Source organism: Bradyrhizobium sp. AZCC 1693 (genome assembly GCF_036924745.1).
Classification (GTDB): Bacteria; Pseudomonadota; Alphaproteobacteria; order Rhizobiales; family Xanthobacteraceae; genus Bradyrhizobium.
The window spans coordinates 5644387-5664428 of the sequence record NZ_JAZHSD010000001.1; the positions used below are offsets into that span (position 1 = coordinate 5644387).

The 20042-nt window shown below is 61.6% G+C and carries 23 protein-coding genes and 1 pseudogene; 12 read left to right on the plus strand and 12 right to left on the minus strand.

The genetic code is table 11. The features are described 5' to 3' along the window. Positions 1–623 precede the first annotated feature (623 nt). Positions 624–884, minus strand: a complete 261-nt coding sequence (locus V1293_RS26675; RefSeq protein WP_334513574.1) for a hypothetical protein — start codon at positions 882–884, stop codon at positions 624–626. A 138-nt stretch (positions 885–1022) separates the two neighbouring features. Further along, positions 1023–1838, minus strand: a complete 816-nt coding sequence (locus V1293_RS26680; RefSeq protein WP_334513575.1) for a creatininase family protein — start codon at positions 1836–1838, stop codon at positions 1023–1025. A gap of 149 nt (positions 1839–1987) precedes the next feature. Between V1293_RS26680 and V1293_RS26685 the strand changes: the two genes are divergently transcribed. The 7 genes from V1293_RS26685 to V1293_RS26715 all read left to right on the plus strand — a co-directional run bounded on the left by V1293_RS26685 (position 1988) and on the right by V1293_RS26715 (position 8150). Next, positions 1988–3007 carry an ABC transporter substrate-binding protein gene (locus V1293_RS26685; RefSeq protein WP_334513576.1) on the plus strand — a complete coding sequence of 340 codons (1020 nt, stop codon included), beginning with the start codon at positions 1988–1990 and terminating at the stop codon, positions 3005–3007. Between the two features lie 6 nt (positions 3008–3013). After that, positions 3014–3826, plus strand: coding sequence for an ABC transporter ATP-binding protein (locus tag V1293_RS26690; protein ID WP_334513578.1), 813 nt, complete (start codon positions 3014–3016; stop codon positions 3824–3826). Beyond that, positions 3823–4611, plus strand: a complete 789-nt coding sequence (locus tag V1293_RS26695) for an ABC transporter permease (protein WP_334513580.1) — start codon at positions 3823–3825, stop codon at positions 4609–4611. The genes V1293_RS26690 and V1293_RS26695 overlap by 4 nt, the downstream gene beginning before the upstream one ends. Next, a complete protein-coding gene (locus V1293_RS26700) occupies positions 4611–5600 on the plus strand; it encodes a 2-hydroxyacid dehydrogenase (protein WP_334513582.1) in 990 nt (329 codons plus the stop codon). The genes V1293_RS26695 and V1293_RS26700 overlap by 1 nt, the downstream gene beginning before the upstream one ends. After that, positions 5600–6301, plus strand: a complete 702-nt coding sequence (locus V1293_RS26705; RefSeq protein ID WP_334513584.1) for an AprI/Inh family metalloprotease inhibitor — start codon at positions 5600–5602, stop codon at positions 6299–6301. The genes V1293_RS26700 and V1293_RS26705 overlap by 1 nt, the downstream gene beginning before the upstream one ends. A gap of 150 nt (positions 6302–6451) precedes the next feature. After that, positions 6452–6841 carry a YciI family protein gene (locus V1293_RS26710; RefSeq protein ID WP_334513586.1) on the plus strand — a complete coding sequence of 130 codons (390 nt, stop codon included), beginning with the start codon at positions 6452–6454 and terminating at the stop codon, positions 6839–6841. Positions 6842–6872: 31 nt separating this feature from the next. After that, positions 6873–8150 carry an RNA polymerase sigma factor gene (locus V1293_RS26715; protein WP_334516920.1) on the plus strand — a complete coding sequence of 426 codons (1278 nt, stop codon included), beginning with the start codon at positions 6873–6875 and terminating at the stop codon, positions 8148–8150. Positions 8151–8152: 2 nt separating this feature from the next. Here the strand turns inward: V1293_RS26715 and V1293_RS26720 are convergent, their stop codons facing one another. Then, on the minus strand, positions 8153–8464 hold the full coding sequence (locus V1293_RS26720; RefSeq protein ID WP_334513588.1) for a putative quinol monooxygenase: 312 nt from the start codon (positions 8462–8464) through the stop codon (positions 8153–8155). Positions 8465–8649: 185 nt separating this feature from the next. Between V1293_RS26720 and V1293_RS26725 the strand changes: the two genes are divergently transcribed. Continuing rightward, positions 8650–9027 (plus strand): hypothetical protein, encoded by a 378-nt coding sequence (locus V1293_RS26725; RefSeq protein ID WP_334513591.1) that lies wholly within the window; start codon positions 8650–8652, stop codon positions 9025–9027. A 195-nt stretch (positions 9028–9222) separates the two neighbouring features. On the opposite strand, the gene V1293_RS26730 is transcribed toward V1293_RS26725, so the two are convergent. The 5 genes from V1293_RS26730 to V1293_RS26750 all read right to left on the minus strand — a co-directional run bounded on the left by V1293_RS26730 (position 9223) and on the right by V1293_RS26750 (position 13190). Beyond that, complete coding sequence (locus V1293_RS26730) at positions 9223–9741, minus strand: GNAT family N-acetyltransferase (RefSeq protein WP_334513592.1); 519 nt, start codon at positions 9739–9741, stop codon at positions 9223–9225. Continuing rightward, a complete protein-coding gene (locus V1293_RS26735) occupies positions 9738–10367 on the minus strand; it encodes a DUF6064 family protein (RefSeq protein WP_334513594.1) in 630 nt (209 codons plus the stop codon). Before V1293_RS26735 ends, V1293_RS26730 begins: the two co-directional genes overlap by 4 nt. Before the next feature lie 65 nt (positions 10368–10432). Then, entirely contained in the window at positions 10433–11353 is a 921-nt protein-coding gene (locus V1293_RS26740) for an aldo/keto reductase (RefSeq protein ID WP_334513596.1), read from the minus strand. Between the two features lie 311 nt (positions 11354–11664). Next, positions 11665–11865, minus strand: a complete 201-nt coding sequence (locus tag V1293_RS26745; RefSeq protein WP_334513598.1) for a hypothetical protein — start codon at positions 11863–11865, stop codon at positions 11665–11667. A 158-nt stretch (positions 11866–12023) separates the two neighbouring features. Continuing rightward, entirely contained in the window at positions 12024–13190 is a 1167-nt protein-coding gene (locus tag V1293_RS26750; RefSeq protein WP_334513600.1) for a saccharopine dehydrogenase family protein, read from the minus strand. A gap of 391 nt (positions 13191–13581) precedes the next feature. On the opposite strand from V1293_RS26750, the gene V1293_RS26755 reads away from it, so the two are divergent. After that, positions 13582–14250, plus strand: a complete 669-nt coding sequence (locus tag V1293_RS26755) for a DUF1326 domain-containing protein (protein ID WP_334513602.1) — start codon at positions 13582–13584, stop codon at positions 14248–14250. A gap of 357 nt (positions 14251–14607) precedes the next feature. Here V1293_RS26755 and V1293_RS26760 read toward each other — a convergent pair whose 3' ends face one another. The 3 genes and pseudogenes from V1293_RS26760 to V1293_RS26770 form a co-directional block, all read right to left on the minus strand. Beyond that, positions 14608–14775 carry a hypothetical protein gene (locus V1293_RS26760; RefSeq protein WP_334513603.1) on the minus strand — a complete coding sequence of 56 codons (168 nt, stop codon included), beginning with the start codon at positions 14773–14775 and terminating at the stop codon, positions 14608–14610. Positions 14776–14891: 116 nt separating this feature from the next. Continuing rightward, positions 14892–15059: pseudogene (locus V1293_RS26765) on the minus strand (JAB domain-containing protein); the annotation flags it as partial. Between the two features lie 326 nt (positions 15060–15385). Further along, positions 15386–16279: a LysR family transcriptional regulator gene (locus V1293_RS26770; RefSeq protein ID WP_334513605.1), complete on the minus strand. Its 894-nt coding sequence runs from the start codon at positions 16277–16279 to the stop codon at positions 15386–15388. Positions 16280–16425: 146 nt separating this feature from the next. On the opposite strand from V1293_RS26770, the gene V1293_RS26775 reads away from it, so the two are divergent. From V1293_RS26775 to V1293_RS26785, 3 genes are all read left to right on the plus strand, one after another. Continuing rightward, positions 16426–17079, plus strand: a complete 654-nt coding sequence (locus V1293_RS26775) for a hydrolase (protein ID WP_334513607.1) — start codon at positions 16426–16428, stop codon at positions 17077–17079. A gap of 117 nt (positions 17080–17196) precedes the next feature. Next, the gene (locus V1293_RS26780; RefSeq protein WP_334516921.1) at positions 17197–18081 is read left to right on the plus strand and encodes a pirin family protein; all 885 of its coding nucleotides are present in this window, start codon (positions 17197–17199) and stop codon (positions 18079–18081) included. A gap of 90 nt (positions 18082–18171) precedes the next feature. Then, a complete protein-coding gene (locus tag V1293_RS26785) occupies positions 18172–18915 on the plus strand; it encodes a nuclear transport factor 2 family protein (protein WP_334513609.1) in 744 nt (247 codons plus the stop codon). Between the two features lie 290 nt (positions 18916–19205). Here the strand turns inward: V1293_RS26785 and radC are convergent, their stop codons facing one another. After that, positions 19206–19919: a RadC family protein gene (gene radC, locus V1293_RS26790; protein WP_334513611.1), complete on the minus strand. Its 714-nt coding sequence runs from the start codon at positions 19917–19919 to the stop codon at positions 19206–19208. Between the last annotated feature and the right edge of the window lie 123 nt (positions 19920–20042).

Sequence of the window (20042 nt, forward strand, 5' to 3'; positions counted from 1 at the left end):
TGATCGGCGCTTGCGGTTCACAGTGCGGATATTCCCGGTGCGACCCGTGCTGTCGCTATTTGCCATCACTGCAGATTCGAATGCCTGCCGCCACCCAACAATTGAAGTCATCAACCCCGTCGCCCCCGATCGGATTCCCTGCCGTTTCCCCCGGTCAGCGCCAGACCGGGCCATTCCACCATTTACCCCCCGATCATTATTGCAAATAATTCGCAATAGCAAGAAGGGGCCCGGCAATCGCGGTTTAGATGACACCGTTGCGTGACGTGACTGCAACATCGGTCCGGTACGTCAGCGCCGCTTGCGGCCTACGTTCGGACAGATCGTTGACGGATGTTCGGAGACATCGCTGACACATCGCAACGGGCCGGGCGCTGGCGGCCGGCCTGCAACCCCAAAAAAAGTTGACCCGCCCGGGGGGACAACCGGGCGGGTCGGTTCAGCACGGGGGTGGATGAGGCGCCCGTGCTGGACGCAAATCCACGACAGAAGCGTTTTCGAGCGAAGTGGTATTCCGGTTCGCGTGAAGAAAACGCGTCAAACAAGAAGAAGCGTTGTCAGGTCTTGAAATGGCTTGCTTGACGAAAGCGCTTCTCAAATAGCAACCAAGTCAGCCGCAGAAATCAGTAGCCGCAGGTACGGACGCGGCCGATGTAGTTGCCGAAGGCGTCGAACTGGCGAACCCAGCCGCAGCGGCGATAGCCGTCGTAGTAGTAACCGTCGTTGCTGGCGGCGATGGCGGTGCCGACAATAGCGGCGCCGACGAGGCCGGCTCCAATGCCCCAGCCGAGCGGCTTGGCCTGCGCCTGGGTGGTGGAAGCGATCGTGCCGGTAACGGCAAGGGTAGCGAGAGCGAGAGCGGCGAACTTGGTCTTGATCGACATGGAAGTCTCCATCCTGTGTATTGGGCGGCCATTGTGGTCCGCATGCCCAGTTGGACGGAGCGTGTTAGAAAGCGGTTCGAAAACGCGCCTGGAAATATGGTTTCGTCATTTATTTCTTAGGTATTACAAATAGTTAAGTCAATTTCTTGGCCTGCGAAGAAACAATTCCGGATCGAATTTGTCGACGTCGTCGAGCAGTTCGCAGAATGCGCGCGCGCCATGATCGAGCAGTTGTTCGCCCTTCTCCGCGGAGGCCTTGGTGGCGTCGCCGACCGCGCCGCTTTCATGCAGGTCCTGCGCCTGCCACGCGAAGGGGACCGGTCGATGCGCCGAGAGCCAACGAAATTCTTTCTCCATCGCAATGCTGGAGGACTGAAAATCGGCGATCGCTTCTATCCGCACGGTGTGCGGATAGCGCGCCAGCATGATCGACGTCTCGACCGCGCCGCCGTGAATGCCGTGACGGATTTCCTCCGCGGAAAACAATCCATCCGGCGCACCGAAGCGCGACCAGCTCGTGGTGACCACGAGCAGCCTATGATGCGCGCGCAGATCCTGCGCCACCAGCGACATCGCCGCGCTGTTGCCGCCATGGCTCGTTACGATTACGAGCTTGCGGATACCGGATTGCGCGACACGCTCGCCGATCGCCATCCACTCCTTCAGCGCGACATCGGTCGGCAGCGTCAGCGTGCCCGGATAGTCGATATGTTCAGTGGAAATGCCGACCGGCCGCAGCGGCAGAAAGGTGACGGGAAGTGCGACAGGCAACAGCTCGCGCACCCGCGCCAGATAGGCCTCGCCGATCAGGACATCGGTTTCCAGCGGCAGATGCGGGCCGTGCTGCTCGGTCGCCGCCAGCGGCAGCACCGCGATCCAGCGCGCGGCGTCCGCCCTGGCGATTTCGGGCCAGCGGATCTCGGTCCAGTCGCGGGGCGGAACGGTTGAAGCCATCGAGCGAAGCGTTTCTTTGGATGAATTTGCAGGGTAGTTTGTTAGATATTCCGGGGATTGATCCAACCCCTAAAATCAAACCCTCGGGGGACGCTCTCTTGCGTCCATAGCCTCCCATCATGGGCCAGAACAATCGACGGAGTCCAACCATGAACCCGGTCTTTTTGACGCGACCGTTAACCGCAGGTCTTCTGGCACTGGCTGCGGCGCTGATGCCCGTGCGCGCGCAAACCCTCGACAAGGTGTCGTTTGGAACCAACTGGGTGGCGGAGGCCGAACATGGCGGTTTCTTCCAGGCGGTTGCCGACGGCACCTACAAGAAATACGGCCTCGACGTCACCATCGTGCCTGGTGGCCCCAACACCAACAACCGCATCCTGCTGACCGCCGGCAAAATCGACTTCTTCATGACCGCGAACACGCTGCAATCGTTCGACGCGGTCACCAACAACGTACCGGTGCTAGCGGTCGCTGCCATCTTCCAGAAGGATCCGCAGGTTTTCCTGACCCATCCGGAAACCAAATTCGCCAAGCTCGAAGATCTCAAGCCGCTCACGCTATTCGTGTCCAAGGAAGGCGTCGCGAGCTACTTCCAGTGGCTGAAGTCCGAATACGGCTTCAGCGAGAGCAAGGTAAAGCCCTACACCTTCAATTCGCAGCCCTTTATCGTGAACAAGCAGAGCGCGATGCAGGGCTATGTCACTTCCGAGCCTTACGCCGTCGAGAAGGCGGCCGGCTTCAAGCCGGGTGTGATCCTGCTCGCCGATCAAGGCTTCAACGCCTATTCGACCCTGATCGAAACCCGCCGCGAGATCGTCGACAAGAAGCCCGACCTCGTGCAGCGCTTCGTCGATGCTTCCGCGATCGGCTGGTACAATTATCTCTACGGCGACAATTCGGCCGGGAATGAGATGATCAAGAAGATGAATCCGGAAATGACCGACGAATTGCTCGGCTATTCCGTCACCAAGATGAAGGAATACGGCATCGTCGATTCCGGCGATACCCTGCGCGACGGCATCGGCGCCATGAGTGACGCGCGGGTGGCGAGCTTCTTTGACAAGATGGTGCGGGCCGGCGTGGTCCGCCGCGATATCGATTACCGCCAGGCCTACACGCTGCGCTTCGTCAACAAGGGCGTCGGCCTCGATCTGCGGCCGAAGAACTGACGCGAGATGGCCGAGCCCGCTTTGTCCGAGACGGATATCGATGCGGCCGGCCTTGCCGTGCGTCTGCGCGCCGTTACCAAGACCTATGACAACGGCGTGACCGCGCTCGGGCCGCTCGATCTCGATGTCGCAGAAGGCGAATTCGTCTCGCTGCTTGGGCCTTCCGGCTGTGGAAAATCGACCGCGCTGCGGCTGATTGCGGGGCTCAGCGTACCGAGTGAAGGCACGGTGATCGTTTCCCATCGCGCAACGAGGGCGGATGGGCGGCATCCCATTGGTTTTGTATTTCAGGAGCCCACTCTCATGCCGTGGGCAAGCGTGCGCGAAAACGTTCGCCTGCCGCTGAAACTTTCGCACGCGCCGGCGACTGATGCCGACAGCCGCATTGAGGAGGCGCTGGCGCAGGTCGGTCTTGCCGAATTTGCCGATGCCTATCCCCGTGAACTGTCCGGCGGCATGAAGATGCGGGTCTCGCTGGCGCGCGCGCTTGTCACCGATCCGGATATTCTGCTGCTGGACGAGCCGTTCGCGGCGCTCGACGAGATCACGCGCTTTCGGCTCAACAACGATCTGCTTGATCTGTGGCGCACGCTGCACAAGACCGTCATCTTCGTCACCCATTCGGTATTCGAGTCGGTCTATCTGTCGCAGCGGGTGACCGTGATGACGGCGCGGCCGGGCCGCCTTGCCAGCGAATTTCGCATCGATACCGTGGAGCCGCGCGGGGAAGAATTTCGCACCTCGGCCGAGTATGCCGGCTATTGCCGCGAGGTCTCCAGCGCGCTTGCGCCTTCCTATTCCGGGCAGCGCAGCGCATGAGCTCGTTCCAGAATATCGGCCGCATGCTGCTGCCCGCAGCCGTGCTCGCCGCGGGGCTGGGCTTGTGGGAACTCGTGGTGCGCGTCAACGACATCCAGCCCTATGTGCTGCCGAGCCCTTATCTCGTGTTTCAGACGCTGGTAGGCGACTGGCCGGTGCTGTCGGAATCGCTTGGCGTCACCCTGCTCACCACGCTGGAAGGTTTCATCGCCGCGGCCGTCGGCGGGGTGGCGCTGGCGCTGTTGTTCAATCAGTCGAGATGGCTGGAATATTCGCTGTTTCCCTATGCGGTGATCCTGCAGGTTACGCCGGTGATCGCAATTGCGCCGCTATTGCTGATCTATCTGCCGCAGCAGACGGCAGTGATCGTCTGCGCCTGGATCGTCGGTTTCTTTCCGGTGCTGTCCAACACCACGCTCGGGCTGAATTCGGTGGACCGCAATCTGGCCGGGCTGTTTCAGCTCTACGGCGCGTCGCGGCTGCAGACGCTGCGGTACCTGAAATTGCCGGCGGCGCTGCCATATATTCTCGGCGGCCTGCGGATCGCGGGCGGCCTGTCGCTGATCGGCGCCGTGGTCGCCGAAATTGCGGCGGGCACCGCGGGCGCCGGCTCCGGGCTGGCGTTCCGGATCGCCGAGTCCGGCTATCGCCTCAACATTCCCCGAATGTTCGCGGCGTTGCTGTTGCTGTCCGTCGCCGGGATTGTCATCTATGGGCTGCTGGCGCTAGTTTCGCATCTGGTACTACGGCGCTGGCATGAGAGCGCGCTTGGAAAGGAAAATTGATGGCTGCCGCGAATATTTCGTCCGAAAAGGTCGATCTCCTGATCTACGGACCTGTCCGGCCGATCCTGGAAAACGGCTTTTCGGATCAGTACGTCCTGCATATGGCGGAGAGCCGCGCTGACCTCGAGCGCCTGACGCCCGAAACGATCGCGAAGATCCGCGGCATGGCGGTGACCTATCATATGGTGCCGGCCGATGCGAAGGCGCTGTCGCAATTTCCGAAGCTCGAGATCATCGCGAGCTTCGGCGTCGGCTACGACCATGTCGATTCCGCTTATGCCCGTGAGCACGATATCGTCGTCACCAACACGCCCGACGTGCTGACGGAAGAAGTTGCCGACGTCGCAATGGGGCTTCTGATCTCGACCGTGCGCGAGTTCGTCAAGGCCGACCGCTACCTGCGCTCCGGCCTGTGGCAGACGCAGAACTATCCCTTGAGCGTCGGTTCGCTGCGCGACCGCAAGGTCGGGATCGTCGGCATGGGCCGCATCGGTCAGGCGATCGGACGCCGGCTCGAAGCTTCGCGCGTGCCGGTGTCCTATCATTCGCGCAACCCGTCCTCGGCCGTCGCCTACACGCACTATCCCGACTTGATGGAAATGGCGAAAGCGGTGGACACGCTGATCGTGATCGTGCCGGGCGGCGCCTCCACCGCCAAGATGATCAATGCCGACGTGCTGAAGGCGCTCGGTCCGCGCGGCGTCTTGATCAACGTCGCGCGCGGCTCCGTCGTCGACGAGCCGGCGCTGGTCGCGGCGCTGAAATCCGGCACCATTCTCGCGGCAGGGCTCGACGTCTTCGCCAACGAGCCGAACGTGCCGGAGGAACTGAAGGCCATGCAAAATGTCGTGCTGTTGCCACATATCGGCTCAGCTTCGGTGGTAACGCGCAACGCCATGGATCAGCTCGTGGTCGATAATCTGAAAAACTGGTTTGCCGGCAAGGCGCCGTTGTCGCCCGTGCCGGAAACCCCGGTGAAGGGACGCTGATGTCGTCTGGGCGTTTTGGCATCACGGCGGCAGCGCTGACCGCGCTGCTTGGGCTTGCGTCGCAGGCCGCGGCGCAGGATGCCTCGACCCTGAAGAAAGACATGATCGGACAGTGGGAGCTGGCCACCACCGAGCGCAGCAAGACCTGCGTCGTCACGCTGAAGGGCGATACGACGCCGCAGGGACTCAAGCTCGAGCTTGAGCCCGGCTGCGCCGCGGCGCTGCCGTTCACCAAGGAAATCACGGCCTGGAATATCAAGGGGCTGGATATCGTGCGGCTGCAGGATGCGGCCGGCCAGCCGGTAATCGACTTCACCGAGGTCGAGAGCGGCATCTTCGAAGGCCTGCGGACCGGCGAGGGCGTCTACATCCTGCAAAACCTCGCCGCCGCCCGCTCGCTCGCCAAGTCGATGGACCAGATGATCGGCGACTGGTCGATGGTCCGCGGCAACGGCCAGACGATCTGCGGGTTGACGCTGACCAACACCGAGGCGACGGGCGATAATTTCCAGGTGTTTTTGAAGCCGAAATGCGATCCCGCGGTCGCTGCATTCGCACCGAACCAATGGCGGCTGGAGCGCGGACAGATGATCCTGATGTCGGCGACGGGCCAGAGCTGGCAATTCGAGGCCGATGACAATGCGCAGTGGCGGCGGGTGCCTGACACGGCCGATCCCCTGATCATGATCCGGGGACAATAGGTCCCGGGACGGATCGCCGGGTGAGCCTTAAAATATTTCCAGAGCGGCTGTCGATCCGGCGCCATTCCATTCGTCGTCTCCCATAGCGAGCCAGTTTTGCGGGCGATCACCGCCGCAACTCGCCTTAACGGGAGTTCCGCAATGCGCTTCATGTATATCGTCACCTCGCCTCAGTCCGACAAAGGTCCGTCACCGGCCTTGATGGAGGCGATGGGCAAGCTCGCCGACCGGGAGATCAAGGCCGGCCGTATGCTCGATACCGGCGGGCTGATGCCGATTGCCATGGCTGGCGCACAGGTCAGAATAACGGACGGCAAGCTCGGAGTGATCGACGGACCGTTCGTCGAGACCAAGGAACTGATCGGTGGCTATGCCATCTTTGAACTCCGGGACATGGAAGAGGCCGTGGCCGCCGCGAAAGAGTTCATGCAGCTGCACCTTGAGCACATGCCGGGTTGGGAAGGCACCTGCGAGGTTCGTGTGCTTGCCACGCCGGGCGTCGACGGCGCCTGCGAGGCCGGCATCCGCGCCCACGCCTGATGCGGACATTCATCAGATGCAGTCGGCGGCGATGACGGCCGCCGACGTCAATCGCACCATCCTGGCGGTCTGGCGCATCGAGCAGCCGCGCCTGATCACCGGCCTGTCCCGGATGCTGCGCGACGTGACGCTGGCGGAAGACCTGACGCAGGAAGCCCTGGTGGCGGCGCTCGAACATTGGCCCGCCACCGGCGTCCCCGAAAAGCCGGGCGCATGGCTGATGGCAACCGCGAAACGCCGCGCGCTTGATGATTTGCGCCGCCGCAGCATGCTCGCGCGCAAGCACGAGATGCTGATACGCGACCTGGAGCAGGAGCAGCAGGCGATGCCCGATCCGGATGCGGCGCTCGACGACGACATCGGCGACGAGCTGCTGCGGCTGATATTCACCGCCTGCCATCCAAAACTGTCGCGTGAGGCGCGCGCGGCGCTCGCACTCAGGATGATTTGCGGCCTGACCACGGAAGAGATCGCGCGCGCCTTCCTGCAGCCGGAGGCGACCATTGGCCAGCGCATCGTGCGCGCCAAGCGGACGCTGTCGGAATCCGGGCTCGCTTACGAAACCCCGCGCGGCGAGGCGCTTTCGGAGCGGCTCGCCTCGGTGCTGGAGGTCGTCTACCTCATCTTCAACGAGGGCTATACGGCCGCCCGCGGTGACGCATGGCTGCGGCCGCAGCTTTGCAACGACGCGCTGCGCATGGGGCGCGTGCTGACCCTGGTCGCGCCGCAGGAAGCCGAAGCCCACGGCCTGCTCGCGCTGATGGAGCTGAACGCTTCGCGCATCGCGGCGCGCACGGATGTGGCCGGCGATCCGATTCTGCTGATGGATCAGAACCGAAAGCTGTGGGACCGGCTTCAGATCCGTCGCGGCTTATCGGCGCTGGCGCGGGCATGCGAACTCGGTGACGGGCGAGGATTCTACGCGCTGCAGGCGGCGATCGTCGCCTGCCACGCCAGAGCCGCCACGCCTGATGAAACGGGGTGGCCGCGGATCGCAAGGCTCTACGGCGAACTCTCAGGCCTGGTGCGCTCGCCAATCATCGAGCTCAACCGCGCGGTGGCGATCGGCATGGCCAAGGGGCCGGCGGCTGCGCTCGCGATCGTGGACGGATTGGCAGGCGAGCCTGTGCTGAAGAACTATCATCTCTTGCCGAGCGTCCGCGGCGATCTGCTTTGCAAGCTCGGCCGCTTTGCGGAAGCGCGCGTGGCGTTCGAGCTGGCGTCAGCGCTTGCGGCAAACAAGCGCGAACGCGAATTGTTAAAGCGGCGGGCCACCGAAGCCGGCGGTGGCGCACCGGAGCCTTCTTGAATTCAGATGAAGCGGAACTGCTGTCGCTCGCGCCTGGCGAGTTTTGGAATTGCCTGGCCGAGGATGATGTTCTTGAAGTGGTCGGTCTGCTGATGATCGGCAAACGCCGCTTCCCCTGCGAATACCTCGTAGAAGAAGAATTCCCTCGGCCTGGCGACGTTCTGGTGAATCTGGAACGCCTTCACGCCGGGCTCGCGCTGCGCCTGCGGGAGAAAATCTTTCAGAAGCTCGGCGACGGTGCCTTCCTCGCCCGAATTGACTTCCCAGAATGCGGTGACGACCAGGTTCTGGTTCGCGTTGTCTGTAGCAGCCATGGTTTTCTCCTGTGAAACATCCGGCGCCAGTTCGATTCCGGGCCGGCGACGCAGATCACAATGCCCGATTTCGTGACAGGAATGCTTCGACATCAGTCGAATAATGATGTCAACGGCCGGGCCGGAACCTGTTTGAGGACGGGCGCGTTTCCTTAAGTGCAAATCACTTTGCCTGGAGCAAGCGCATGGCGAAAAAGACCGTGCTCGCGATCGGTATCGAGCCCTCGCTGGTTGACTTCAGCGCCTTCCCCGGGCTCACGGCCGAACTGGTAACGAGCTACATCAAGGCGCAAATCGAGCAGCTTCGCGCGATGGGCTATGAGGCCGATAGCTGCCTGATCGACCTCGGCGACACGGCCGAAGCGGTGGCCGCGGCGGCGCTGGGCGCAAAGCATTACGACTGCGTGGTGATCGGCGCCGGGCTGCGCGAGCCGCGGGAGCGGCTGCTTCTGTTCGAACGGATCATCAATCTGGTTCACCTCGGCGCGCCGCAAACCCGGCTTTGCTTCAACACCACGCCGGCCGACACCGCCGAGGCGGTGCGGCGATGGGTCGAGCCGTAAGCACGCCTGCGCTCAGATGGTACGGAAGCCGCCGAGCAGGCTGCCGATGATCTTGTGTCCGCGGGCGCGGAGCTTCTTCGGATTCTCCGCTCCCGGTAACAGCGGCATCCCCTTCAAACTCGCGTTCCCGTCCTTGCCGACGACGTGCCTGTCACTGCGCAGTTCCTGTATCACGCACCGTGAGCCCATTTTGTCCTACAGGATCTTTTCCAAGTAATATCGGCGAATGCCGCCTCCCAGCGTCTTGTTGCTCGTCTGCTCGGCGACGGCCTCGTTCAGCAACCGATATCCCGCGCGCCTGTACAGTTCGAGCGCAGCCGGCTGCAATTCAGACGTGCTCAATTCAAGCCTCCGCATGTCAAGCCGACGGCATTCAGCTTCCGCAAATTGCAGCATCGACCGCGCGATCCCGCTACGTCGGGCGGATGGGTCGACATACATGCGACGCAGCTCCATGGCGTCAGGCGCTGCGGGTTCAAGGCCGAACATGCCGATGACCTTCTCCTCCCTGAGGGCGACCCAAAAGCCGCCGCCTCGCTCACCATAGTAGGCGGCGACGCGATCCATTTCCTCGGTCAATGAACGAGCGATGTAAGCTTCAAAGGCATCGCGCATAGGCGGCGGCGATAGCAGGCGGTTGACGACAATGAACAGCTCGCGCACGTGAGATGCGTGTTCCTCCCGGAACGGCTGGATCGCTACTCCGGCGCTCAAGCTCGGTTCTCCTTCATGATATCGGCCCTCCGCCGGATGATCGTCCAGATCCAGGCGGCAGTGGCGAGCGCCAGGGTGGCATGAAGAGCCCAGGCTTGCGGCTCTCCCATCGTGCCGAGGGTTATACCGCTCAAGAGGCACCAGAGAACGGGAATTGGCAGTAGCAATGGCAAAAGCTTGCCGCGGGCGAGGAGCAGAGCGCCGAGCGTCGCCATCGCGGTCGGATCCGGCGCGATGCCAAAGACCTCAGACGAGACCCAGCCGCGTGCCTGCAGCGGCGCAAGCAGCGGCTGTCCGGCGAGTGCGAAGCCAAGGATGAGATACCCTGCCCAATCGGCAGGCCCGCGCCGGTCGAAGGCGAGCCCATCGCGCAACGACCCGATGACGAGCAGCAATACGCCTTCAACGGCGAAAGCCGGCGCGACATAGGCGGCAGCCCAGTTGATGGTCGCGTAGCAATTCCACAGGAAGGACCACCCGACGAAGATCCAAGGCATCGCGAGGATGAATGCGATCCAGCGTGTCCAGGTTCCCGGCCGCCACGCGATGAGGATGATGATGATGAGGCCGGCGGCGAGCGTCAGCACGTGCAGAGGCCAGAGCGCCGCATTGTGCAATTCGAACATGCGCCAGTAGACGCGCGGCGAAAACAGCAGGAAATCCTCAGGCCCGTAGGTCCACCACTCCGACATCACAGCGCCTTCACGTGGGCCGCGATGCGCTCCCGCATGGCCGGATCAGGCATCGGGCCGGCGGCGGCCGAGAGGTTTTCACGCACGTGGTCGACGCGGCTGGTCGCCGGAATTGCGACGGTGACGGCCGGGTGAGAGAGGATGAACTTCAGCATGAGCTGCGCCCAGCTCGCCACCCCGAATTCGCGCGCCCATGCGGGCAGCGGTTCACGCTTGAGGCGGTCGGTCAGCGCGCCTTGCCGGAACGGCCGGTTGACGATCACGGCAATGCCGCGCTCTGACGCCAGCGGCAGCAGGCGCGCCTCCGCCTCGCGATCGACGACGTTATAGGAGAATTGTACGAAATCGATCGGCTCATTCCGCATGATCTGTTCGAGAAGATCGTGACGGCGCCCTTCGGAGGTGGTGATTCCAACGTAACGCACCGCGCCCGCCGCCTTCATCTGGAAAAGCATCGGCAGATGTGTCTTCCAGGCGAGGAGATTGTGAACCTGAACGAGGTCGAACTTCGGCACCCCCCAGAAGCGACGCGATTGCTCGATCTGGGAGGGACCTGCCGCGCCTGAGGACGTCCAGACCTTTTCGGCCGAGAATAGCGCAGAAGGTCGCCCGAGTTTTTGAAGGCCATAGCCGACCACCGGCTGCGACGAGCCATACATGGGGGAGGAATCGATCATGCGGCCGCCCGCCTCGAAGAAGGCGGCCATGACGCCGGCGCATTCGTCCCGGAGCAGGCGATCGTCGCCGACGTTGAAGGTGATCCAGGTCCCTAATCCGACGATCGGTATCTCCTCGTGGGTCGAGGGGATGGGACGGCGGGCGGGCGGGTTCGCCTGGGCGCGCAGAGAGATTGGCAGGAGTGTCGCGGTGGCCGTCGCCGCCAGGGAGGCCTGCACGAACGTTCGGCGTGTCGTCCGCATCCGATGCTCCATCATCGCGGCGGGCAAACTACCGCGCAAAAGGCGCAGAGTACCGAAACCCGCCGCCAGGTTTGCAATACAAAATGACAGATTAGCGCACTGGACCAAATAATCAGTCGCGCGCCGTCCTCAATCTACGATGGACCGCGGACATCGCTAGATGATCTCAAACTTGCGTGACCGTTCCTGCCGACGATAATATTGATCGGGCACTGGCGATGAACCGGCGTCGATGCGGTCGATCGAATGGCATCCGACCCCTCAACGCAACCAGTCATCGAGCTGGCGAGTTGTTGCACGAGCCTTCGCGCTTATTCGTCTTCGTCGGGTTCTCTGACGATCGGCGGCTGGCGCTCGTCGTCCGGTTCGGCGTCGTTGTCTTCGTCCTCGTCATCATCTTCGTCATCATCATCATCGTCGTCATTGTTGGGGACGCGCGGCGGCATCGTGCCCATGATGGTGACGAGTCTCCACTCGGCCGCGGAATAGTTCTCAGGGATGCGCTGGGTCATGGTCGGCTCCTTTCTGGATTTCGCAACATTCATGCGCGGATGTTTTGGCGCAAGCGGCCACTGAACCGGATTTGAGTGAGGCTCGCGCTCGGCCAGCCGCGCTTTCGTTGGTTACGATCCACGCAATCCAGCACGCCGCTGCAGTTCCGAGCGTAACCTCAACGCGCACTGAAGGTGAGGCCGGCGCGCTCCTTCAGACGCTTGCGCAACGCCGGACCCATCAGCGCGCCCGGCGTCCAGATGCCGCCCTCGCCCTGCACGTCGCGCACGAGGCAGAGAGCGCTCTCGGCGATCATCTTGCTGGTCGAGCCGTAGCCCGGATCGCGGTCGCCCGTGACTTCCGCCTCGACCCGTCCGCCATCCGGCAGTTCGCCCAGGAAGAGGATGTCGTAGAAGCCCTTCTCGCGCTCTTCCCGGGTCGGGCCTGCGCCGGGCTTGAGACCGGTCCCGAGCAAGGAAACCATCGCGGCGACCGTTTTCGTCGCCACACCAGCGATTTCCCCAAATCCCGGCGCGACCATCATCTCATCGTAAACGAAGTCCCTGCCGTAGGGATGACCCAACAGGAAATTCGTGCGGTGCACGTTCTTGGTGTTGATCGGCGCCATTGGGAACGGCACGAGCCACACGTTCATGCTCGAGTCGTATTCGGGGATGAGTCCCGACGGCTGAGACGGCCCGGTGAACCCCGGCGTCAACGCGAAGGGATCGGTCAGCAGCCGGATCAGGGCCGGGTCGCGCGCGGCGGCGGCCAATGTCGCCTGAGCGCTCGCCGCGGTGCCGCCAGACATGCCGCCTTCCACCTTGCGCAGGCGGGCTTTGACCCGCCGAGCCGGGCGTCCGAATTTCTCGCGCGCCTTCTCCTGCAACGTAAGCACGCCGAGATCGAACGGGATGGAATCGAAGCCGCAGGAGAAGACGATGCGCGCGCCGGTCCGTTTCGCCTCTTCGTGATGGGCATCGATCATGCGCCGCATCCAAACCGGTTCGCCGCACAGATCAACATAGGCCGTGCCCGTGGCCGCGCAGGCCGCCACAAGCTCGGGACCGTGGAGCTGATAAGGCCCGACCGTCGTGATAATCACGGTCGCACGGTCGCACATCGAACGCAGGCTGGCCGGCTCGGCGGTATCCGCCTTCACCAACGGCAAATCGCCCGGTGCGCCGATGTCGGCGCGCACCTTTTGGAGCTTGTCGATCGAGCGTCCTGCGATCGCCCAGGACGGAGCATCGTCGCCGCGATAGGATGTCGCCAGATATTCGGCGATGAGACGGCCGGTGTAACCCGTCGCACCATAGACGATGAGGTCGAAGTCCCGCTTCACGACGTTGGTCCTCCTCGATATCCGGGAGAGCTATTTTCAGATCCGTGTGCAATAGGGCCGCGCGAGGCAAGTCCAGTCTACCGTGACTGCGGAGAGGGACCTTCGAACTCCTTCGGCTCGGGGCCACAAACCGGAAATCCAAACATCGCGGTTTCAGTCGCGGGTCAACTCCGCTAAACTTCGGGGGACAAGCGAGGTCTAAACACACAACACGACCCCCGGTTCCAGCCCGGAGGCTCGGAATCGACACTCATCTGCTTGCGAATTATGTCGTCAATTACGAGCGGCTCGCAGCCGTGAAGGCGACTTGTGACCCGGACAACTCCCACATCAACCAGAACATCGCTCCGGCGAACGGCGGTTGAGCTTCAGTTTCGGGAGGCGCAGTGAGATGGCTGATCAATGGCTATTCAAGAGCGAGACTTATGATAACTGCAACTGCGCTATGAATTGTGGTTGCCAGTTCAACCTGCCGAGTACCCACGGCTATTGTCAGTCGGCCTTCGTCGGCACCATCGTTGAAGGCCACTTCAACGATACGCCGCTCTCAGGCTTGAACTGGGCGGCGCTGTACAAGTGGCCCGGCGAAATCAAGGACGGAAACGGCCGGCGCCAGATCGTTATCGACGAGCGTGCGGATGAAGCTCAACGGATCGCGCTTGAAACGATCATCTCAGGCGAGGCATGCGAACCATTGAGCAATCTTTTCGCCGTATTCGCGTCCACATGCTCGGAATTCTGCGAGACGTTGTTCCTGCCGATTGATCTCGATGCAGACCTGGAGCTCAGAACCGCAAGGGTAGAGATACAAGGCGTCATGCGGAGCACCGGCAGGCCGAAGATCAACGAGTTTACCGGTCAACCATTCCACATTGCGCTGGCGCGTCCCAGTGGCAGTTTCGAGTTTACCTACGCAGAAATCGGGCTAGGCACCACGTCGGTCACAGGTGAGATGGAAATGGCGTTCGAAGATTCGTGGGCACATTTTTGTGTTCACCACTTCGATCAGGATGGCTTGGTCAGGCAAAGATCAAGGCTCACGGCATGGCTTGGCGCATGACCCCGCGTTCCCGTGAATGAGGCCAGGCGGTTACCGTTCTTGGAAGCATGTCTCCGGAGATGTCCTGACGTAGGTGGGCTCACTCGGTCGAGAGCCTGTAACAGGTCGTCGGGACTTCAATGCCCGCGATAACGATGCCTCCGGCGCGACCCTCGATATCGTCGAGCCCCTCGCTGCTCACGCCCACGGTCAACTGAATGATCCTCACGAGCAAAGAGCCGCCTCATTTGAGGCGGCCCTTTGTGCCTGGATCGGCCGGTGCTGACCTGTTTCAACGGCTTGTGCCATCGAACCCGGCCAATAATCAGCCAAAGCTCGACGGCGATTCGACCGCGCCATCACGCTTTGGTCGTCGAATCAGTCGAACAGCACCCTGGTTCGCACCTCGTTGCGGGCCAATCTGTCGATTTCAACAAGCGCCATCGCGCCCCTCAATTCCTCGAGCCTGTCCAGAAATTTGTCGACCAGGTGCCCCGGGCTCATCGAAAGAGCCGCAATCCACATCCGCTCCGCTAGCTGATTCATCATCGATCCCCTCTCAATCGAGAATGAGCTACCCCTCTCATCCCGATGAACCACTCTCTCACGCGTTCGCCAAAGCGCGAAGCGGATAGTTAATAGATGGTAAATGCAGGCGATCGCTAGATCAGCTTCATCCCCTTCAAGCTCGCGTGCCCGTTCTTGCCGACGATGATATGGTCGTGCACGGAAATGCCGAGCGGGGTGGCGATCTGGACGATCGCCTTGGTCATATGGATATCGGCCTGAGAGGGCGTCGGATCGCCGGAGGGATGGTTGTGCATCAACATATTTGAAGGAAGAATCTCATTTAGAAGCAAGCTTCTAGTGCTTTCCTAAGTTCGGGAGGGGGATGTAACTGGGGCTGGTTCTTCTGAGGTCATAGAGCGCGCGTCGGCATCGAGCCCGAAGCAAGCTCATGCACGAAGCGCGGAATGAACGGTTCTGGAATGGCAGCTTGTCGCGCAAAACGGACATCCACCCGCGCACCACGCTGTTTGAGGATTCTGGGTCGTGTCGGTTTAGAGTAAATTTGTTCGTGAAGTTTCGCCCGAGGAAACGTCTTCAGTCGCTTCGCATGGTGTGGGACCGGCATGAAGATTCGGCCGCCCATGTTTCAGCGACCGGAACCTGTAACGTGCGGAGCCTGCCCGAAACACTCGATCAGCAACTCGGTAAGTACACGCACCTTGCGTGCAGGATGCTGACTTGGCGGGCGGACGACATACAAACCTGCCGGAGGTGACGGATGGCGTGTCATGACCGGAACGAGCGCGCCGGAGGCCACATATTGATCCGTGAGGCCGTCAGGGAGCCAAGCGATACCGACTCCCGCTAACGCGGCGGCGATGAGAGCGGTGCCGTTGTCAGCTTTGAAGCGCCCCTGCGGACGAACCGTGACAATCTGTTCGCCATCCATAAATTGCCAGGCTTCGGTGCCCTGCATGAGAGCCTGATGGACTGAAAGTTCCTCCGGCTTCTCGGGAAGCCCATGCCTCTTGATGTAGTCCGGGCTCGCGACCAACTTTCCATAGATGGGCCCGACGTGTCGTGCGATCAGGCTAGAATCCTGAAGATAGCCGATCCGGATCGCACAATCGAATCCCTCTGTGATGAGATCAACGAAGCGATCGCTGTAAGAGGTATGGATGTGGAGCTGCGGATGGCGTTGCGCCATGTCGGCGAGCACAGGAGCTAGGTGAGTTGGGCCGAAAGTGAGCGGCGCAGCCACTCTCAAGCGACCGCGAAGCTCACCGTCGGGCAGGAACAATTCTCGGGCCGCGTCGATTTCGGCGCAGGCCCTTTCAGCATGATCTCTAAACGTGACCCCGGCTTCTGTGAGAGCGGCGCCGCGAGTGGTCCGTGCAAGAAGCTGCACGCCAAGTTCCGCTTCAAGCCGGGCGAGCTGTCGACTGACGAGTGACTTGGAGACGCCGAGCCGTCGCGCGGCGGGCGAAACTCCCCCAGCGTCAGCAACCTCAACAAATGTCCGCAGCTCTTCGATGTCCAATTCAGCGTTCCCGATTGCGCGACACAGCTTCTCAGAACAGTGGCCTACCGCATCGCAACTCAGAATGACAGTGTCCGCGTTGTCGCTGCCGGCGCACGTCTTCCATAAAATCAATCGCACACAAAACGGCAGCAGAGGATGTATTCATGACCTTTCGTAATGGCCTTGCCTCGCTTCTTCGTCCCGAAGACTCGATACTCGTTCTAATCGACCACCAACCTTATCAGCTCGCGAACGTGAACAGCCACGAACCGCAAATGGTGATCAACAACACGACGGGCTTGGCGAAGGCCGCCAAGGCCTTCGGCGTTCCCACCATTCTAACCACCGTGATTGCTGAGCGGGGCGGCCTCCTTTTCCCCCAGATCACCGATGTGTTTCCCGGTCAGGAGGTGATCGACCGGACGTTCATCAATACCTGGGAGGATCAAAAGGTAGTGGACGCAGTCAAGGCAACAGGCCGCAAGCAACTGATCATTGCGGGACTGTGGACCGAGGTCTGCGTCGCGATGCCAACGATCCAGGCCCTCGGTGAGGGGTGGGACGTGACGGTGGTCACCGATGCGTCGGGCGCCGTTTCGGTCGAGGCTCACGAAGTCGCCATTCAACGCATGATCGCGGCCGGCGCAAACATGATGACCTGGCTGGCGCTGGCGGCCGAATGGCAGCGCGACTGGGCTAGGGCCGAGCAAGCCGCCAAGCTGACAGAGGTTATCACGCAGCATGCCGGCGGTAGCGGCATCGCGTTCCTGTGGGAGCAACAGTTGCTCAGTACGCCAGTGCCAAGCACGGCGGGGTGATCCCTCGATCGAAACCCTGGGCACCGAGGTCGCGCCGATCACTCGGGCGGCTCAAGCAGCGTAAAGAGTGTTCCATTCCGAAAGGACATAGTGCGAAAGGACGGCACATTGATCGAGATGATAATTGAGCAGCGGCGCCGAAACTTGGGCGGCGGCATGGAAGTCGGGCGCGTGCTGCCATTCGCGAAAAGGCGAATGGTGGGACCGTTCATTTTCTTCGACCATATCGGACCTCTGAACCTTCGTGCGGGTGTCGATCACAGCGTCGATGTGCGGCCGCATCCGCACATCGGACTGTCGACCGTCACCTACCTCTTCTCGGGGGAGATCATGCACCGCGACAGTCTGGGCTATGAATTGCCCATTCGCCCGCAAGAGGTGAATTGGATGACCGCGGGCAGCGGCATCACACACAGCGAGCGCCTCGAGAAGGCACGGGCGGTCGGCGATCATCTGCACGGTATTCAAGCGTGGGTAGCGCTACCAACCGCCGATGAGGAGACCGCGCCGTCCTTCTCTCATCACGAAGGTAGCGATCTGCCGGGGTGGAGCGATGCGGGCGTGCATGGCCAGTTGATTGCCGGGAGCGCATATGGCCTCACCGCTGGCGCGCGGACCCATTCGCCGCTCTTCTATGTCCATCTTGAACTGGAGGCGCGCTCAACTGCTGAAATCCCCGGCGGTTATGGCGAACGAGCGATCTATGTAGCAAATGGCGCGATCGAGGTGGGCGGCGAGCGCTTAGTCACCGGACAGATGGCCATTATGAGCCAAAAGGCCTCGTCGGTCCGGGCCATACAGCCGTCGACAGTAATGGCGCTAGGTGGAGAACCGATTGGCGAACGATTCCTCTTCTGGAATTTTGTTTCCTCGTCGGAGGACCGGCTTCGCCAAGCGCGCGAAGACTGGAGAGCCGGTCGCATGAAACTCCCGGACGCAGACGACCGAGAGTTCATTCCATTGCCGGACAGTCCTCTGAAAACGCCGCCGGCCATGCCCTGATCTTGGCGATGAAAAACGATCGTGGCCAGCGGCGCTGCGCACGGACAGTTCAGCCGGGCTAACCATCGCTCCATAGAAAGGACCATTAAGATGTCGATCGATCGTTTTCCCATTGGGCTGGAAATGGATGTTAGCTATCCGACCTTCCACGTTAGTCTGACGCTACTGTCGGTCACGCAATTGAGGTTCAAGATCAAAGAAGGGCCATTTTCTCGGATCGAAATCGTCGATATTCACGTGGTTCCACTCGGCAACAGCATCTTCGCTGTAAGCTGGCAAGAGAAGGACGGTGCGACAGTCACGAATGTTCAAGACTACGATCGCGGTCTGATCCATTCTTGCGCTACTCTAACTGGTGGTCAATTTCTGCGGATGACCGGTACATTTGCGGTGACTCGGCCTGCTGATCGATTCTTCGATGATCGTCTCCAGCGCAACAAGGCGCTGGTGCTTGAGGCGATGACTTCACTTTTCCAGCGTCATGATGCCTCGACCGTGCAACGTCTGTACGCTCCAAATTACATCCAGCACAATCCAAGCATTCCGCAAGGTCGCGATGCGTTACAAACGCTCGTCGCGGGCCTATCGCAAGACGCCTACTACGAACCCGGCCTAATCGTCGCCGAGGGCGTTTTCGTGGCCATCCACGGCCGCATCCGCGGGTGGGCGGAAGCACCGCAGGTGGTTGTCGACCTCTTCCGGATTGAGGATGGAAAATTAGTGGAGCATTGGGACGTTTTACAGAACGAGGTGCCGGTAACAGCGGCCCTCGGCGGCATCTCCATGTTCGACCCCGAGGAAGGAGCACATCGCGCTTACCCAGGAACGGCATAGGTGGCAGAGATCGGCACCGATCGTGAGCGGCGATAAGCAGTACCGAGGCGGCCACCCCCGTCGCGAACGGGCCCATCGCGATCCCCGATGCCAGCCGATTGTCGCAGTGAACGATGGCATTGGCGCGCAAACGAGGAGGTCGCGTCAATCCCCTGACGCAGCACAGCGCGACCGCTGCCGAGCCGGGGCCATTCTACTTTGCATGGGGTTGTTTTCGAGATTTTGTGTCCCGGCCATGCAGTGCGCTGGCGAAGAGGCGCCGCACCGCGCCCCAGCCGCTGCTATTCAAGCTAGATCAGCTTCATCCCCTTCAAGCTCGCATGCCCGTTCTTGCCGACGATGATGTGGTCGTGCACGGAAATGCCGAGCGGGGTGGCGATCTGGACGATCGCTTTGGTCATATGGATATCGGCCTGTGATGGCGTCGGATCGCCGGAAGGGTGGTTGTGCACCAGGATCAGCGCGGTCGCCGATAGTTCGAGCGCCCGCTTGATCACCTCGCGCGGATAGACCGGGGTGTGGTCGACGGTGCCGGTCTGCTGGATTTCATCCGCGATCAACTGGTTGCGCTTGTCGAGAAACAGCAGGCGAAACTGCTCCTTGTCGGCAAAGGCCATGCCGCTCCGGCAATACTCGATCACGTCGTTCCAGGACGACAGCGCAATCTTGCGCCTGATCTCGCCCTTTGCCACCCGGCTTGCGGCGGCGGCGAGCAATTTGATCTGGTTGATCGAGGCCTCGCCGATGCCGTCGACCTCGCGCAGGCGCGCGACCGGCGCGTGAATGACCTCGGCGAACGAGCCGAACTTTTTCAACAGCGCTTTCGCCAGCGGTTTTGTGTCGCGCCGGGGCAGGGCCGGGAAAAGTGCCATCTCCAGCAGCTCATGGTCGCTCAGCGCCTCCGGTCCGGCGCTGTAAAACCGCTCGCGCAGCCGTTCACGGTGGCCGTGATAATGCGGCGTTTCGGGGGGTTGATCGAGGCTGTCGTTGGATTTGGCGGGCATCGCCGCTAACCATGCCGTGGCGGCCAGCTTTTGCAATCACGAATTGTAAAAAATCCAATGCCTGCCCGACCGCCTTTGACCTGCGCGGGAGGGGTCGGCTCCGGCCCAATTATGCCGGAGCCC